Consider the following 15835-nt stretch of genomic DNA (forward strand, 5'->3'; position numbering starts at 1 on the left):
ATCCCCACGTCCCACAGGACGTGATCATCAACGAACAAGATCCACTTTCGCAACAGACCCTAGCCGCGCTCCGCTCCGCACGCCGCGTCGAGCGCGGCCACCACCGCGCGGTACCGCTCCCGGGCGGCGCCGTGGCTGCGGTCGATGACCACGGCGCCCATCTTCCCGAACTCCGGCAGGGCGCCCAGCATGGAGAAGACGGCGCCGCGACGGTCCCGGTCGCGGTAGAGGAGACCTTCCCGGGACGCGATGCCGAGGACCCGCTGCGCCGTCAGGGTCCGGTACCGCTCGTGCTGGAGCCGGTCGGTGGCGACGTAGCACAGCGGTACGTCGTCCGGGGTGAGGTAGCTGCCGGTGGCGGGGTCGAGCCGCGCCTGCGCGACGCCCTCCAGGAAGTTGAGCGGCGCCGTTCCGCCGCCCATCCGGAGGTTGATCTCCAGGGCGTGGTGCCGCCAGCCGCCGCCCTCCGCACGGGCCGAGACGAAGTCGACGCTCGCGATGCCGACCACGCCCTTGGCGGCCAGCGCGCGTCCCGTCCGCGACGCGAGGGCGTGCAGTTCGAGCCGGTAGTCCTCCAGGGCGGGGGCGGTGGCGCCGGCGTAGGTCTGCCCCGCGGCGCCCACGAAGAACTGGTCCTGGGTGGACAGCACCCGGACGTCACCCGAGGGGGAGACTCCCACCTGGGCCGACGGCGACCTGACCTCGGCGCCCGTGACGAACTCCTCCACGACCCCGCCCATCTCGGCGAACTTGGCCGCGTAGTGGTCCCACGTGTCGGGCGGGGTGGCGAACTCGACGCGGTCGGGCAGCACCCGCCGGATCCACGCCTCGACGCCTCCCGGCCCCGGCGCCCCCCGGAAGTCGAAGAGAGCGTTGCCGCCGGCTCCGAAGCTCTCGTTGAGCTTGATGACGGCGCGCCCGGAGGCGGGCCGGGTGGCGTGCAGCCGGGCCAGGGCCTGGACGAGGTCGTCCTCGTCCCGGAGATCCTCCACGCCGGCCGGCGTCGGCACGCCCGCCTCCGCGAACACGCGCCGGGCCCCGCTCTTGGAGCCGAGGGGGGCCAGTTCCGGGTCGCAGGCGAACAGGGGCACGCCGAGCCGGACGGCGAGCTCCCGCTCGAACGGCGTTCCGTTGAAGGCGAGGAGGCAGGCGTCCTCGGGGCCGCTGAGGGACCGCCGCAACCGCTCGATCACCTCAGGGCGTCGCAGGATCTTCCGCGTCAGCGGCTCGGGGCCGGGGTCCGCGCAGTCCACCAGGGTGAGCCGGCGGCGGGCGTCCTCGGCCGGCAGCGAGCGCACCAGGCCGAGCGCGTAGTCCACCACGTGGTCCGGCATCGGCACGCTGGTGACGTAGACGAGGTGCCGGTCGGGGTGGCGCAGCAGATGCAGGAAGGACAGCAACCGCTCCTCGTAGTACATGATGCCCGGGATCTTGGTCATCCCCGCCTGGTCCAGGGTGAAGCTGGGGAGCACCACGACGACCCGCGGCCGTCCCGTGCCGTCGAGGGGAGAGACCAGGTTCTTCTGGAGCCTGTCGAAATCGGTGTTCAGGTCTGCGTTACCCGCCACGAAATCTGCCTTTCCCGGTGGAGTACGACGTCAGCATTGCCCGCTGTTCTCGCGACCCAATCCTGAGGCACCTCAAGTCGGCCACCGACGTGTACGGGCGTTGCCGAAGCCGAGTCCTCCGCCCCGTCGACCGGCCTCCCGGAACAAGCCGAGATCCACTGATGTCTGGCCGAAATTCCCTCTGCCACGGACTTCACCGGTCTGTCAGTCTTGTTTCCCGTCCATCAGGGCCGGCTGCGCATCATCATGCCCAGTTGAGGTGAGCATCGCTTCGAGGGAGCCCGCCGCATGGATCGCAAGGAAGAACTCCGCCTGCTGGACCGGGCCTTGGAGCACCTCCGCGACAAGCGCAAGCAACTCACCGACAACGACACCCGGGTCGGCGTGGAGCGTTATCGGTCGCCCGACTGGTACCGGGCGGAGATCGAACGCGTCTTCACCCGTCTTCCCTCGATGCTCGTCCACACCTCCGAGATCCCGGAGCCGGGCAGCTTCGTCACGTTCGAGCACTTCGGGCGGCCGTTGATCGTCACCCGCGACCACGACGGGACGGCCCGGGTCCTCCTCAACGCCTGCCGCCACCGCGGTGCGCGGGTGGAACCGGACCCGTCCGGGCAGCGCCGCCACTTCACCTGCGGGTACCACGCCTGGCGCTACGAGCTGGACGGCACCCTGAGCGCCATCCCGAGCCCGCACTGCTTCCCCGGGGTCGAGCCGGGCACGAGGAATCTGCGGGAGTGTCCCTCGGTCGAGGCGTACGGGTTCGTGTGGCTGATGCCGGAGGGCAGGTCGGAGCCCAAGGATCTCGACGCATTCCTCGGGGATTTCCGACGCGACATCGAGGACCTGAATCTGGCGGACTTCGACGTGTACGGGGCCGAGAGTCACGAGTGGGACATCAACTGGAAGCTGGTCGTCGAGGGCACGCTGGAGGGATACCATTTCCCCTTCCTCCACACCAAGAGCGCCAATCCGCTCTTCGAGCCCCACACCTTCTTCTTCGACTCCTTCGGGCCCCACCTGCGGTCCATCCTCCCGAAACGTTCCATCAACTTCATCGCCGAGACGGAACGCGGTGAGCGACGGCTGCTGTCGGTGGCCAATGTCATCCACACCGTATTCCCGAACGAGACGGTCCTGCACCAGTCGGACCATTTCCTCTGGATCACCTCGCACCCGCTCGGTCCGACCCGGACCCTGGTGAAACTCCGCCTTCTGGTGCCTCCCGGTTCGGCGGCCGGAGAGGAGGCCGAGCGCTGGGAGGACAACCGGAAGCTGACGTACCAGGTGCAGTACGAGGACCTGGAGATCTACCGCGAGATCCAGCGGGGCCTGGCGTCCGGAGCCAACGAGGAACACTGTTTCGGCACGCAGGAGTTCGCTCTGCGCACGTACAACGACACGATCGAGAGGTACCTCCTCGGCCCGGGAGAGCCCGGGGCGCCCGGGGAGCCGCCGGGCTGTTGAGGAGGTCCCGCGTGCGCGCCGGGCTCAGCCCCGCTCGTCGTATCCCGCCTGCGCGATGATGTCGCGCATGACCTCGCTCGCCCCTGCGGCGACGGTGGCGGCGCGCGCGTCCTGCACGGCGCGGGCGACGGCCGCGTCCTCGCAGAAGCCCTCCGCCCCGTACAGACGCTGGCACTCCTCGGCGACGGTCCGGGACAGCTCGGTCGCCTTGAGCTTCGCCATCGAGCACGCGGTTATCGACAGCGGGTCCCGGGCGTAGCTCCAGGCCGCGTGGTGCACGAGCTGACGGGTCGCCTCCAGCTCGGTCAGCAGGTCGGCCATCCGGTGCCGGACCGCCTGCTTGCCGCTGAGGGTCGACTCGAAGGCCTCGCGCCCCTTGAGGTGCCGCCAGGTGGCTTCCAGGCATTCCTCCGCGGCGCCGACGGCCGTGATGCCCGCGGCGAGGCGCTCCAGCTGCATGTTCTTCATGATCTGTATGAAGCCGCTGTTGCGCCGGCCGATGAGGTGGGTGCGGGGGACGCGTACGCCGCGGAGGCCGACGTCCGCCACGGCCGAGGCCCGCCAGGCCGCGCAGTCGTTGGGGCGCACGGTCACTCCCGCGCGGTCCCGTTCGACGACCAGCAGGCTCAGGTCCTGGTGGGCGGACCGGCCGGCGGTGGGTGATCCGGTCCGCACCGCGGTCACGAAGAAGTCGGCGAACCCGCCGTTGACGACGAAGCGCTTCTCGCCGTCGACCACGAGGTCGTCGCCTTCCTCGCGCGCGGTCGAGGCCAGCCGTGCCAGGTCGGAGCCCGCCTGCGGTTCGGTGATCGCCAGGGCGGCGACCAGCTCGCCGGCCACGGCCGGGCGCAGGAACCGTTCCCGCAGTTCGGCCGAGCCGTCGGCGGCCAGGTAGCTCGTGCCCATGTAGGAGTGGAGGGCGACGGCGAACCGCACCCCGCCGAAGCCCAGCCGGCCCAGCTCCTCCAGGAAGACCACCGAGTGGAAGATGTCCTTGCCGGAACCGCCCGCCGACACGGGGTGGTTCAGGCCGAGGAGTCCTTCCGCCCCGAGGGCGCGCCAGGCCGAGCGCGGCATGGTCCGCCCGCGTTCCCACTCCGCCGCGTGGGGGGCGATCCGCTGCTGGAGGAAGGCGCGCACGGAGTGCCGGAACGCGTCGTGTTCGGGGGTGAGGTACGGGGACCGGACGGGCGACGGCGCCGCCTGCGTGGTCATCCGGTGCCTCCCCGCAGCCGCTCGGCTATGACCTCGACGACGGCGGGTTCCTGCTCCCGCAGGAAGAAGTGGCCGGCAGGGAACGAGTGGATGGCGAACCCCTTCCAGGTGTGGTGCTGCCAGTCGAGCATGTCCTCGTACGGGTCGACGTCGTCGTGGTCGCCGCACAGGGCGAGGACCGGGACCGGGAGGCGGCCGGGGGTGGGCCGCCAGGTCTCGGCCAGCCGCAGGTCGGAGCGGAGCATCGGTTCGAGCAGCTCCATGAGCGGCTGGTTGTCCAGGACCTCGGGCGGCACCCCGTTCATCGCGCGCAGCCGGGCCCGCAGTGCCGGGCCGTCCAGGGAGTGCATGTCCGGGTGGCGCGGGGGTCTGCCGGGCCCCCGGCAGGCGGAGACGACGAGCAGTTCGGGAGGGCGGCGGCCGTCGTCGACCAGCCGGTGCGCCAGTTCGTACGCCAGTCGGGCGCCGAGGCTGTGTCCGAAGAACGCGTACGGCCCCTGATCGCTCAGCGGTGCGAAGGCGGCGGTCAGTTCCGCCAGCGCCGTGTCCCACGAGGTGTGGGCCGGTTCACGGAAACGCTGTTCGCGGCCCGGCAGCCGTACTCCGACGACCGGGACGCGCGAGGTGAGCCGGGACTGCCAGCCGCGGAAGACCTGGGTGCCGCCTCCGGCGTACGGGAAGCAGTACAGCCGCACGTCGGCGGCGCCCGTCCCGCCACGGCCGTCCCGGCTGACCGCGGTGGCGCCGCCGAACGGTGCGAACAGGTGCACCGTCCTAGGCCATCGCCGTGTCGATGGCCTGGGCGAGGCTCGCGAGGCGGGGATCCTCGTACAGGGTCTCGGGCGGCAGGACGTCTTCCGCGAACTGTTCCTCGACCCGCGCGAGGAACCGTATGGCCGTCAGGGAGTTGCCGCCGAGGGCGAAGAAGTTGTCGTCCGCGCTCACCTCGTCGATGCCGAACAGACTGCGCCAGATGTCGGCGAGCGCCTTCTCCGTGCTGGTGAGCGCCGGGGCGCCGGGCTCCGGGGCGGTGGGTTCCTGGGACGTCATCGTGCTCTCCTGGGAGTGTCGTGGTGCGGCGTCAGCACGGCCGTGGCGCCGCTTCGTGCGTGGCGAGCAGCGCGTGACGGTCGGTCTTGCCCGTGGGGGTCAGGGGCAGTCGGTCGCGGGTGTGGATGCGGTGGGGCACCATGTAGCCGGGCAGCCGGGCCCGCAGATGGGCGCGCAGTTCCGCCTCCGTGACGGGGGCGTCCGGGACGACGAAGGCGACCAGCGCCTTCTCGCCGCGGGTGGTCACGGTGACGTAGCTCCGTCGCACCGCCGGGTGCCGGTCGAGCTGGTGCGTGATCTCGCCCAGTTCGATGCGGAACCCGTTGATCTTGACCTGGTCGTCCTCCCGGCCGTGGAAGACCAGACGTCCGTCGGCCAGGAGGTAGCCGAAGTCGCCGGTGCGGTAGAGCCGTTCGGGAACGGAGTCCACCACCGCGTCGACGAACTTCTCGGCGGTCGGCTCCGGCATGCCGAGGTAGCCGGCGGCCAGGCCGTCACCCGCGAGGCAGATCTCGCCGACGGCGCCCGGTGCGCACAGTTCGCCGCCGGCGACGACGTACAGCCGGGTGTTCTGGATCGGCCGGCCGATCGGCACCACCGCGGAGTCCTCGCTGATGCTGTCGACGCGGTGGTAGGTGGCGAACGTGGTGGCTTCGGTGGGGCCGTAGACGTGCACCAGCCGGCCGGGGCCGAAGCGGGCCAGCGCGGCGGCGAGATGACGTACGGAGTGCGGTTCGCCACCGGTGAGGAGGGTGCCCACCTCGGCCAGCGCGTCGGGCGCCTCGTCCAGCACGGTGTTGAACAGCGCCGTCGTGAGGAAGAGGACGGTCACCCGGTGCCGGCGCAGCTCCTGTCCGAGCCGCGACAGGCGCACGAAGTCGTGCGGGTACAGCACACAGGTGCCGCCGTGCAGCAGGGCGCCCCAGATCTCGAACGTGGCCGCGTCGAACGTGACGGGGGCCAGTTGCAGCAGCCGGCTGGTGTGGTCGAGGGGCGCGTACCGTGCTCCGTACACCAGCCGGGCGATGCCGCGGTGACGGATGGCGACGCCTTTGGGCCGTCCGGTGGAGCCCGAGGTGAAGTTGACGTACGCGAGGGCGTCGGCCGGTACGGCCGCTCCGGGCCCCGTGTCACGGCCGGCCGGGTCATCACCGGTCACGGCCACCACGCGGCAGCCGCTCAGCCGGCGGTCCAGCTCGGGCTCCCGGTCGGTCACCATCCAGGCGCACTCGGCGCCGGTGAGCAGCTGGTGCAGACGCTCGTCGGGCCAGGCGGCGTCGACGGGCAGGTAGGCGCCCCCGCACTTGAGCACCGCCAGCAGCGTGACGATCAACTCCGGTGAGCGGGCCACGCAGACGCCGACGACGGCCCCGGGCTTCACCCCCTGCTCCGCGAGACGCCAGGCGAGCGCGTTGGCCCGCCGGTCCAGTTCGCGGTAGGTCAGGGTCAGCCCGCCGTGGACGACCGCGGTCGCGTCGGGCCACCGGGCGGCGCAGGCCTCGAACAGCTCGGGGACGCTGCGCTCACGCGGGTAGGCGACGGCGGTGCGGTTCACGTCGCGGTGGACGGCCAGGGCGGCCGGGGATCCGGTGATGCGGGTGGGCCGGGCGGTCTCCGGGGTGCCGCCCGGCGGCGCGGCACCCGGCGGGACCGGCGGCCGTGACGACGGGGGCATCGGCTCCCGCCCGCTCAGCCGGCGACCTGGAAGGGCGTGCCGTTGACCGTCCGGTCGACGAACCGGTTGTGCTGGTACTCGTCCTTGCCGGAGACCAGCACACACCCGAACTTCTCCAGGCTGGCCTCGCCGCCGAACTCGGAGAGCGCGTCGGAGTACGGGTAGACCCTCACCTGGGTCGGCAGGTATCGCGCGGCGTAGCCCAGGCGCATGTCCTGGGTGAGCCCCGCGTGCGGGTGCGAGGCGTGCATGAGCGTGGACCAGAAGATGATGAACTGGCCCTGGCGCATGACCATGGACTGCGCCTTGGACTCGTCGGGGCTCCAGTCCGGATCCTTTTGCAGCTGGCGGTAGTCGTAGCCGAAGAACCCCCGTCGAACGCCGTCCTTCTCCACCTTTCCGATGGAATCGGCGTTGTACTCCATGACCTTGGACTCGTCGTAGTTCATGGTCCTGTGCGAGCCCGGAATGAACTGGAGGCAGCCCCTCTCCACGCTCGCCTCGGTGAATGCGGACCAGACCGTGATCGTGCCGCCGAACTCGGAGTCCTCCGGCCAGACGATCTGCGGGTGCTTGGATCCGGCCACATTGGAGAAGTTGTCGGCCTGGTGCCAGTCGGTTCCCTCGTCCCCCGGGTACTTCGGGAAGAACTCGGTGCGCCAGCACAGGACGTCGGGGCCCAGCAGGCTGGAGACCCGGTGGACGATCTCCGGGCGGGTGATGTGCTCGGCCAGGAAGTCGACGTCCAGGTGGCGGTCGTAGTTGGCGAGATTGGTGACTCCCGAGATCCCCCTGCCCCGCCCGTAGATCGCCCGCTTGGTGTTCAGGAGCCTGGGCCGCAGGGCCTGGAGGGCCTTCGCCATCTCCTCGGGCTCGTAGAGGTCGAAGGGACCGATGTAACCGTCGCGGTGGAACTGCTCGATCTCTTGCTGGCTGAGCTGGAAGTCGACCATGCGTCACCTGACTTTCGGCCATCTCTTCTGCACAGGGGAAGAAAACCCGAGCCCGCTCTCGCCGACTGTAAACAGCGGCGAGCCCGCTTGTGAAGGGCGCGTCGGCCGGAAGGCACGGTCGTGCGCGCGTCTTTGACCTGCGAGACGGCTCTCGTGCTGTTTCGCCTAGTCGCTAACGCGCCATCAAGGGGCACCTTTTCGCCGGGCCCCGAAATTCTGGAATTCCCGATACCGCTTCCATTCAGGGCCCCATTCACCTGTGTTCACCCGACGGCCGGGTGTGCGAGGTCGAGTGCGTCGCTGATCACGTCCTCCTGGCCGCCGACCAGTCGGCGCCGGCCGGCCTCGACGAGGGTCTCGCGGTCCTGTGACGGCCGTACGACGTCGTCGGCCGCGCCCGTCAGCGGGAACAGGTCGCAGCCGTGCTCCCAGCCCATCGGGGCGGCGACCGCCATGAAGGCTTCGGGGAGGGGCAGTTGCCCGCCGGCGCCCCGCCCGGCCCGCGAGGCGTCTACGTGGGTGACGCCGTCGCGGTAGGCGCGGACGCGATCGCGGACGCCGTCCATGTGCGGCGCGGGCACGCGAGACCGCGCGGACGCGATACGGGGGAGGCGTCCGCGCGGTCGTTCGTGGAGCCGGCTCAGCCGGTCGCGCGGACCGCGTCGCGGATCAGCTCGGCGACGGCCTTCGGCTGGGAGACGGCCACGGCGTGCGAGGCGCCCTCGATCTCGACGATCGTCGCCCCGGCCCGCTTCGCGCCGAAGCGCTCCACCTCCGGGTTGATGGCGTTGTCCGCGCCGGCCACCAGGGCCCAGGACGGCTTGGTCTTCCAGGCGGCGGCGGGGGCCTTCTCCTCGAAGGCCGCGGCGGCCAGCGGACGCTGCGCGGCCGCGAGGATCTTGGTGACCTCCACGGGCACGTCGGCGGCGAAGACCGACGGGAAGGCGTCCTCGGCGATGGTGACCTCGACGGCGGGCTCGCCGCCCGGGACGGGGTACGTCCACTGCTTGAGGTTGCTCACCAGCGGCGAGAGCGGGAAGCGGCCCTGGAGCTCGCCGAGGCTCTCGCCCTCTTCCAGGGCGTAGGCGGCGACGTAGACGAGGCCGACGACGTTCTCGGTGGTGCCGGCCACGGTGATCAGCGCACCGCCGTACGAGTGGCCGACCAGCACGACCGGACCGTCGATCTGGGAGGCGACGGAGGCGACGTACGCGGCGTCGGACGCGAGGCCGCGCAGCGGGTTCGGCGGCGCGATCACGGGAACGCCGTGGCTCTGGAGCTCCTCGATGACCCCGGACCAGCTCGCCGCGTCGGCGAAGGCGCCGTGCACCAGGACGACGGTGGGAGTGGTGCTCATGTCCGTGCGTCTCCTCGCGGTCAGGCGGTGTGCAGGGCCGCGTGCAGCGTGCGGACCGCCATGGTGATGGCGGCCTCGGCGGCGTGCGTGCCGCGCAGCGCGTTGAGCATCACGAAGTCGTGGATGATGCCCTGGAAGCGGACCGCGGTGACGGGCACACCGGCCTCGCGGAGCTTGTTGGCGTACGCCTCGCCCTCGTCGCGCAGCACGTCGGCCTCGCCGGTGATGACCAGGGCCGGGGGCAGACCGGTGAGCTGCTCGGTGGTGGCGCGCAGCGGGGAGGCGGTGATCTGGGCGCGCTCGGACTCGTCGGTCGTGTACTGGTCCCAGAACCACTGCATGCCGTCGCGGCGCAGGAAGTAGCCGGTGGCGAACTGGTGGTACGACGCCGTGTCGAAGTTCGCGTCGGTGACCGGGTAGAACAGCACCTGCTGCACGAGCGGGATGCCGCCGCGCTCCTTGGCCATCAGGGTCAGCGCGGCGGTCATGTTGCCGCCGACGGAGTCACCGGCCACGGCGAGGCGGGAGCCGTCCAGGCCCTTGGAGGCACCCTCCTCCACGACCCACTTGGCGACGGTGAAGTTCTGCTCGATGGCGACCGGGTAGCGGACCTCGGGAGAGAGGTCGTACTCGGGGAAGACCACGGCCGCGTCGGCGCCGACGGCGAGTTCGCGCACGAGGCGGTCGTGGGTGTGGGCGTTGCCGAAGACCCAGCCGGCGCCGTGGATGTAGAAGATGACGGGGAGGGTACCGGTGGCGCCGGCGGGCTTGACGATCCGTGCCCGGACGCTGCCGGTGGGGCCGCCCTGGACGGTGATCCACTCCTCGTCGACGGCGGGCTTGTCGATCTCGCCGGACTGGACCTCGTCGACGGCCTTGCGGCCCTCGGCGGGGGCCAGGTCGAAGAGGTAGGGCGGGTTGGCGGTCGCCGCCACGAACTCGGCCGCGGCGGGCTCCAGCACCGGGGTCACCGGCGCCTGGGCATCAGACATGTGAATCTCCTGGACATGCAGAGGGGGCACCGGTCGTTCCGGCATACGAGCCGGATCGACGTGCTGGGCACTCCGGCGCCGCTGAGCGCAACGGTAGAGCCGCTGCCGGCGGGGCGATTGCCCGTCCGTGCACGCGTGGCGTCCTCAAAGTGCACGAACGCCGCCCGCCGCGCGCCGAGTGCACTGTGAGGTACGGGTCAGTGCACGGACGGGATACATGGCGGTGTTCCCCGGCCCTAGCGTGAGGGCACAGCGGTCGCGCTTCGCCCATCGGATACGACGGCGGACTCCCGCGCCATCGCCGCTGTTCTCGCCCGCGTCTTCGATCGCGTTTCCCGTCGCCCCGCTCGTCGCTGTTCCCGGCCGCCGAGCGCGGGCGCGGCGGACATCCAGGACGCCCACCACGCAGGAGGTCTCGCACACGTGTCTGTCATGCCGGTCGGCGGGCTTGTTCCCCAGGCCATCGACGACGCCGCGGAGCTGGTCGTCCGCAACGCCAGCATCCATACGGGGGACCCGCGCCGCCCGCGTGCCGAGGCGCTCGCGGTGCGAGGCGGTGTCATCACGGTCGTCGGCGACGACAAGGACGTCGCCCCGCACGTCGGGCCCGGCACTAAGGTGGTGGACGCCCTCGGCCGGCGGATGATCCCGGGGCTCAACGACGCCCATCTGCATGTGATCCGGGGCGGTCTCAACTACGTCCTGGAGCTTCGCTGGGACGGGGTCCGGACGCTCCGCCAGGCCCTGGCGATGCTGCGGGAACAGGCCGCGCGCACGCCGAAGGGCCAGTGGGTGCGGGTGGTCGGTGGCTGGTCGGCCGACCAGTTCGCCGAGCGGCGGCTGCCGACGGTGGCCGAGCTGAACGCCGCCGCCCCCGACACCCCGGTGTTCGTGCTGCACCTGTACCAGTCGGCCGTCCTCAACCGGGCGGCGCTGCGGGCCGCCGGGTTCGCCAAGGACACGCCCGACCCGAAGGGCGGACAGATCGTCCGCGGCCGGGACGGGGAGCCGACCGGCATGCTGCTGGCCGCGCCGAGCGCCCTCATCCTCTACTCGACGCTGGCCAAGGCGCCGGTCCTGGAGGGCGAGGACCGGAAGGTGTCGACCCGTCACTTCCTGCGCGAACTCAACCGGTTCGGCCTGACCTCGGCGATCGACGCCGCCGGCGGTTTCCAGAACTTCCCCGAGAACTACAGCACCGTCATCGAGCTGGCGAAAGCCGGTCAGTTGTCGCTGCGCATCGCCTATCACCTCTTCCCGCAGACCGCGGGCCAGGAGCTGGCCGACCTCACCCGCTGGATCGAGATGGCCCGCCCGGAGGACGGGGACGCGTGGCTGCGTCTCAACGGCGCGGGCGAGAACCTGACCTGGGCGGCGGCGGACTTCGAGAACTTCGGCCAGCCGCGCCCCGAACTCAGCGACTACGAGGGCGAGTTCGAGAAGGCCGTGCGTCTCCTCATGGAGAACGGCTGGGGATTCCGGCTGCACGCCACGTACGACGAGACGATCCGCCGGGATCTCGCGGTCTTCGAGAAGCTGGCCGCCGAGGGACTCTTCCCGGCGGGGAACCGGTGGTTGTTCGACCACGCGGAGACCGTGTCCGTGGAGAGCCTCGACCGTGTCGCCGCGCTCGGCGGTGCCATGTCCGTCCAGAACCGGCTGTACTTCCAGGGCGAGGCGTTCCTGCGCCGTTACGGTCCCGGTGCCGCCGCGGACGCCCCGCCCATCCGGGCCATGCTGGACCGCGGACTGACCGTGGCCGCCGGCACCGACGCCACCCGGGTGTCCACCTACAACCCGTGGGTCGCCCTGCACTGGCTGGTGAGCGGACGGGACATCGGCGACCTGGTGCTCCGCTCCCCCGGCAACCGCGTCGACCGGGAGACCGCACTGCGGATGTTCACCGTCGCCGGCGCCGAACTGACCGGCGAGGAGCAGGTCAAGGGCGTGCTGCGGCCGGGGTGTTACGCGGACCTCGCGGTGCTGTCCGACGACTACTTCACCGTGCCGGAGCCGGAGATCGCACACATCGAGTCGCTGCTCACGGTCACCGGCGGCCGGATCGTCTACGCCGCCCGCGAGTACGAGGGCCTGGACGAGGAGCTGCCGCCCGTCACCCCCGCATGGAGCCCGGTGGCGCACTTCGGCGGCTACCAGGCGTCCGGGCCGGCCGGTGCGCGCCAGGCGGAGGCCCTCGGCGAGGCCGTCGCGGAGTCGGAGCAGCACCGCGCGTGGCGCGCACGGCGCGGTCTGGCCCCCGGCGCCGCCGACATGCCGTTCGATCCCTGCTTCGCCCTCTGAGCGATCCGCGTCTCGTTCGCACCCACAGACTCCGTCCCAGGGACGGTCATTGTCCGACGCGGACGCCCGTCCGCGCCGTTACTCATGTATGGAAAGGCACTTTCATGGTCGACATCGCCCAGGTCACGGCGTCCCCCAGCCCCGACCTGCTGACCCCGGACAACTGCGCGGTCCTGTTCGTGGACCACCAGCCGCAGATGTTCTTCGGCACCGGCAGCGGCGACCGCACCGCGATCATCAACTCCACCCTGGGTCTGGCCAAGGCCGCCAAGGTGTTCGACGTGCCCGTCGTGCTGAGCACCGTGGCCGCCGAGTCCTTCTCCGGTCCGATCCTGCCGCAGCTCGCGGACGTGTTCCCGGACCAGGAGATCGTCGACCGCACCACGATGAACGCCTGGGAGGACACCGCGTTCGTCGAGGCCGTCAAGGCGACCGGCCGCAAGAAGCTCGTCATCGCCGGTCTGTGGACCGAGGTCTGCGTCGTGCTGCCGGTGCTCTCCGCCATCGCCCAGGGCTACGAGGTGTACGTCGTCACCGACGCGTCCGGCGGTGTCAGCCCGCAGGCCCACGAGCACGCGGTCCAGCGCATGATCCAGGGCGGCGCCGTGCCGGTCACCTGGGTGCAGGTGCTGCTGGAGCTCCAGCGTGACTGGGCCCGCGGCGAGACGTACGTGCCGGTGACGGAGGTCGTGAAGGAGCACGGCGGCGCCTACGGCCTCGGCCTGGTGTACGCGCAGACCTTCATCGGCGGCCACGCGGCCGGCTGAGCCCCTCTCCCAGCACAGCGATCAAGGACCGAGTCAGGAACAGGCAGGAAGAGATGGACGCGGGACTGCTGGTCCTCCGGGTGGTGGCGGGACTCCTCATCACCGGCCACGGGGTGCAGAAGGTGAGCTTCCGGCTCGGGGGCCACGGCTTGGCGGGCGGAACCGAGGAGTTCCGGCACGACGGGTTCCGTGGGGGCCGGCTGACCGCGGTCGTCGCGGGCGTCAGCCAGATCGGGGCCGGCCTGTTCCTGACCGCCGGTCTGCTCACGCCCATGGCGGCGATGGCCGCCATGGGTGTGATGACGGTCGCGGGCACCGTCAAGCGGCCCAAGGGCCTGTGGGTGCAGAACGACGGCTACGAGTACCCGCTGGTCCTCGTGGTCGTCTCCGCGGCGCTGGCCCTCACGGGGCCCGGCGCGTGGTCCCTCGACCACGCGCTGGGCATCACACCATGGAGGGTGTGGGTCGCGGTCGCCGCGATCGTGATCGGTCCGGCGAGCGGGCTGCTGACCCGGCTCGTGCTGCACCGCCCGCCCCTGGTACCGGAAGGAAAGACCTATGCGCAGCCTGCTGACTGACGCGGCCCACACGCTCGTCCCGCCCAAGGGTGACCGGCACGGCCCGCTGCCTCCCCTGATGCTCACCCTGACCGTGGTCACCGGTCTGGTCGACGCGGTGAGCTATCTGGCTCTGGGCCACGTCTTCGTCGCCAACATGACGGGCAACGTGGTGTTCCTCGGCTTCGCCCTGGCAGGGGCCCAGACCCTGTCCGTGCTCGCCTCCGTCGTCGCGCTGGTGGCCTTCCTCACCGGCGCGCTGACCGGCGGCCGGCTGGGGACCCGGTTCGCGGGACACCGCGGGAACCTGCTGAAGACGGCCACCGCCGCGCAGACGGTGCTGGTCGCCGTCACCGTCGTCGTCACGGCGGTCGCCGACGGCCGGGTCACCACCGGCGTCGAGTACACGCTCATCGTGTGCCTCGGGCTCGCCATGGGGTTGCAGAACGCGGTCGCCCGGCGCCTCGGCGTGCCGGACCTCACCACGACCGTACTGACGCTGACCCTCACGGGTCTGGCCGCGGACTCGCCGCCGGCGGGCGGTGCGGCGCCGAGGCCCGGCCGGCGGATCCTGTCCGTGGTGGCCATGCTGCTCGGCGCCCTCGTCGGCGCGGAACTCGTCCTGCACGGGCACCTCGTGTTCACCCTGGTCCTGTGCCTGCTGCTCCTGGCGGTGACCTCCGTGATGACCCACCGTCTGTCCACCGACGGTGCCGACTGGACCCGGCCGACGTCCTGACGGAGGAGTCACGGACCGGGAGGCCGGGTCATCCCCCGGCCTCCCGGTCGCCCCGCACGGCCAACTCCCGCCATTCACTGGGCGACATGCCATAGGTGGCGCGGAACACACGGCTGAAGTGGGTGGGGCTCGCGAAGCCCCAGCGGTGCGCGACAGCCGCGATGGTCAGGTTCTCCGCGGAACGCAGGGTGAGGACGCGCCGGCACTCGGCCAGCCGCCGGCGCTGGATGAGCCGGCCGACCGTCGTGCCCTCCTCCCGGAACAGCTTGTGCAGGTAGCGGACGGAGATGTGGTGCGCGCGGGCGATCGCCTTCGGGGACAGGCCGGTGTCGCTGAGCCGCAGGTCGATGAAGTCCAGGATGTCCGACATCAGCGGCGCCCGGGTGTCCGGCTCCCGCCCCCGCGCCTGGTCGGCCAGATGCTCGCCGGCCAGGGTGGACAGCAGGCTCACGGCGTTCCAGGCGAGCATGTCGCCGACCGCGGACCGGGCCACCGCCGCCGTGTCGGCGAAGTCGGACAGGAACGGCGAGAGCAGGGCGCCCAGCCGGGACGTCGGGGTGACCGGGGCGTGCGTGAGGCGGGGCACGTCCGACCGGGCCAGCCCGAGCAGGTGCCGCGAGAGCAGGAAGACCTTCAGGCGGGCGTGCCGGGGGAAGTCCAGCACCGGGGGCTGGTGCACGTCGTAGAAGCAGATGTCGCCGGGGCCGAGGGCCGTGTCCGTGGCGGGCTGCCGCCCGAGTAAGGCGCCGCCGGCGCCGCGCAGCCCCACGAAGAGGTACTCGCCGCCCTCCCGGGCGATCAGCCGCCGGGGACCTGCCGCGGGAACCGGCGGCGCGCCCGGCGGCCTCTCCCGGGGCAGGCCTGCGGGTACCGCGTCCCTGATCACGATGTCCAGGCCCATGGGCATCCGCCGCATCCTGCTGCCCGGTGAGGTGCCGGCCGTGGATGGGCCGGCCGTGCGCCTGCCGGTGAGGGACGTGCCTGTGCGGGACATGAACCGCCCTTGCCTCCGAACCGTTGACGTGTTTGAAGCGGCCGTACCGGGGAATCCGTAGTCGGCTCCGCGTCGCCCGGAGCGTAGGCCGGTGGATGTGCGAAATAAGTGACAAGACAGTGACCGGGGCTGCGCTGCCGGATCACAGCCCATGCGCTCATGGTCAAGAGCCGGAGGACGGCGGCCCCTACTGTCGCGGG

Annotated in this window: 14 protein-coding genes and 1 pseudogene; 5 read left to right on the forward strand and 10 right to left on the reverse strand. The window is 71.4% G+C overall.

Annotation, left to right across the window (positions count from 1 at the left end):
• Nucleotides 1–59: 59 nt before the first annotated feature.
• Nucleotides 60–1568 (reverse strand): peptide ligase PGM1-related protein, encoded by a 1509-nt coding sequence (locus IE294_RS18600; protein ID WP_189887467.1) that lies wholly within the window; start codon nt 1566–1568, stop codon nt 60–62.
• Between the two features lie 288 nt (nt 1569–1856).
• Here IE294_RS18600 and IE294_RS18605 point away from each other — a divergent pair, with 288 nt between their 5' ends.
• Nucleotides 1857–3035, forward strand: coding sequence for an aromatic ring-hydroxylating oxygenase subunit alpha (locus IE294_RS18605; RefSeq protein WP_189887469.1), 1179 nt, complete (start codon nt 1857–1859; stop codon nt 3033–3035).
• A gap of 24 nt (nt 3036–3059) precedes the next feature.
• Here IE294_RS18605 and IE294_RS18610 read toward each other — a convergent pair whose 3' ends face one another.
• The 8 genes and pseudogenes from IE294_RS18610 to IE294_RS18645 all read right to left on the reverse strand — a co-directional run bounded on the left by IE294_RS18610 (nt 3060) and on the right by IE294_RS18645 (nt 10277).
• Nucleotides 3060–4250 (reverse strand): acyl-CoA dehydrogenase family protein, encoded by a 1191-nt coding sequence (locus tag IE294_RS18610; RefSeq protein ID WP_189887471.1) that lies wholly within the window; start codon nt 4248–4250, stop codon nt 3060–3062.
• A complete protein-coding gene (locus tag IE294_RS18615; RefSeq protein ID WP_189887473.1) occupies nt 4247–5020 on the reverse strand; it encodes a thioesterase II family protein in 774 nt (257 codons plus the stop codon). The genes IE294_RS18610 and IE294_RS18615 overlap by 4 nt, the downstream gene beginning before the upstream one ends.
• A 4-nt stretch (nt 5021–5024) precedes the next feature.
• Nucleotides 5025–5300 carry a phosphopantetheine-binding protein gene (locus IE294_RS18620; RefSeq protein WP_189818048.1) on the reverse strand — a complete coding sequence of 92 codons (276 nt, stop codon included), beginning with the start codon at nt 5298–5300 and terminating at the stop codon, nt 5025–5027.
• Nucleotides 5301–5331: 31 nt separating this feature from the next.
• Complete coding sequence (locus IE294_RS18625) at nt 5332–6975, reverse strand: amino acid adenylation domain-containing protein (RefSeq protein ID WP_189887475.1); 1644 nt, start codon at nt 6973–6975, stop codon at nt 5332–5334.
• Nucleotides 6976–6989: 14 nt separating this feature from the next.
• On the reverse strand, nt 6990–7928 hold the full coding sequence (locus IE294_RS18630) for a chlorinating enzyme (protein WP_189887477.1): 939 nt from the start codon (nt 7926–7928) through the stop codon (nt 6990–6992).
• 263 nt (nt 7929–8191) lie between these two features.
• Nucleotides 8192–8494 (reverse strand): annotated as a pseudogene (locus IE294_RS18635) (4-hydroxy-2-oxovalerate aldolase family protein); the annotation flags it as partial.
• Nucleotides 8495–8568: 74 nt separating this feature from the next.
• A complete protein-coding gene (locus IE294_RS18640) occupies nt 8569–9285 on the reverse strand; it encodes an alpha/beta fold hydrolase (protein WP_189887479.1) in 717 nt (238 codons plus the stop codon).
• Nucleotides 9286–9305: 20 nt separating this feature from the next.
• Nucleotides 9306–10277, reverse strand: coding sequence for an alpha/beta hydrolase (locus tag IE294_RS18645; RefSeq protein WP_189887481.1), 972 nt, complete (start codon nt 10275–10277; stop codon nt 9306–9308).
• A gap of 432 nt (nt 10278–10709) precedes the next feature.
• Between IE294_RS18645 and IE294_RS18650 the strand changes: the two genes are divergently transcribed.
• From IE294_RS18650 to IE294_RS18665, 4 genes are all read left to right on the forward strand, one after another.
• Nucleotides 10710–12578, forward strand: a complete 1869-nt coding sequence (locus IE294_RS18650) for an amidohydrolase (RefSeq protein ID WP_229917229.1) — start codon at nt 10710–10712, stop codon at nt 12576–12578.
• 104 nt (nt 12579–12682) lie between these two features.
• Nucleotides 12683–13345 carry a hydrolase gene (locus tag IE294_RS18655; RefSeq protein WP_189887485.1) on the forward strand — a complete coding sequence of 221 codons (663 nt, stop codon included), beginning with the start codon at nt 12683–12685 and terminating at the stop codon, nt 13343–13345.
• 53 nt (nt 13346–13398) lie between these two features.
• Nucleotides 13399–13923 carry a DoxX family protein gene (locus IE294_RS18660; RefSeq protein ID WP_189887487.1) on the forward strand — a complete coding sequence of 175 codons (525 nt, stop codon included), beginning with the start codon at nt 13399–13401 and terminating at the stop codon, nt 13921–13923.
• The gene (locus IE294_RS18665; RefSeq protein WP_189887489.1) at nt 13904–14641 is read left to right on the forward strand and encodes a YoaK family protein; all 738 of its coding nucleotides are present in this window, start codon (nt 13904–13906) and stop codon (nt 14639–14641) included. The genes IE294_RS18660 and IE294_RS18665 overlap by 20 nt, the downstream gene beginning before the upstream one ends.
• 28 nt (nt 14642–14669) lie before the next feature.
• Here the strand turns inward: IE294_RS18665 and IE294_RS18670 are convergent, their stop codons facing one another.
• Nucleotides 14670–15635 (reverse strand): AraC family transcriptional regulator, encoded by a 966-nt coding sequence (locus IE294_RS18670; RefSeq protein WP_189887491.1) that lies wholly within the window; start codon nt 15633–15635, stop codon nt 14670–14672.
• Between the last annotated feature and the right edge of the window lie 200 nt (nt 15636–15835).

Origin of the sequence: Streptomyces canarius, from assembly GCF_014650735.1 — a bacterium.
Taxonomy (GTDB): Bacteria; Actinomycetota; Actinomycetes; order Streptomycetales; family Streptomycetaceae; genus Streptomyces; species Streptomyces olivaceoviridis.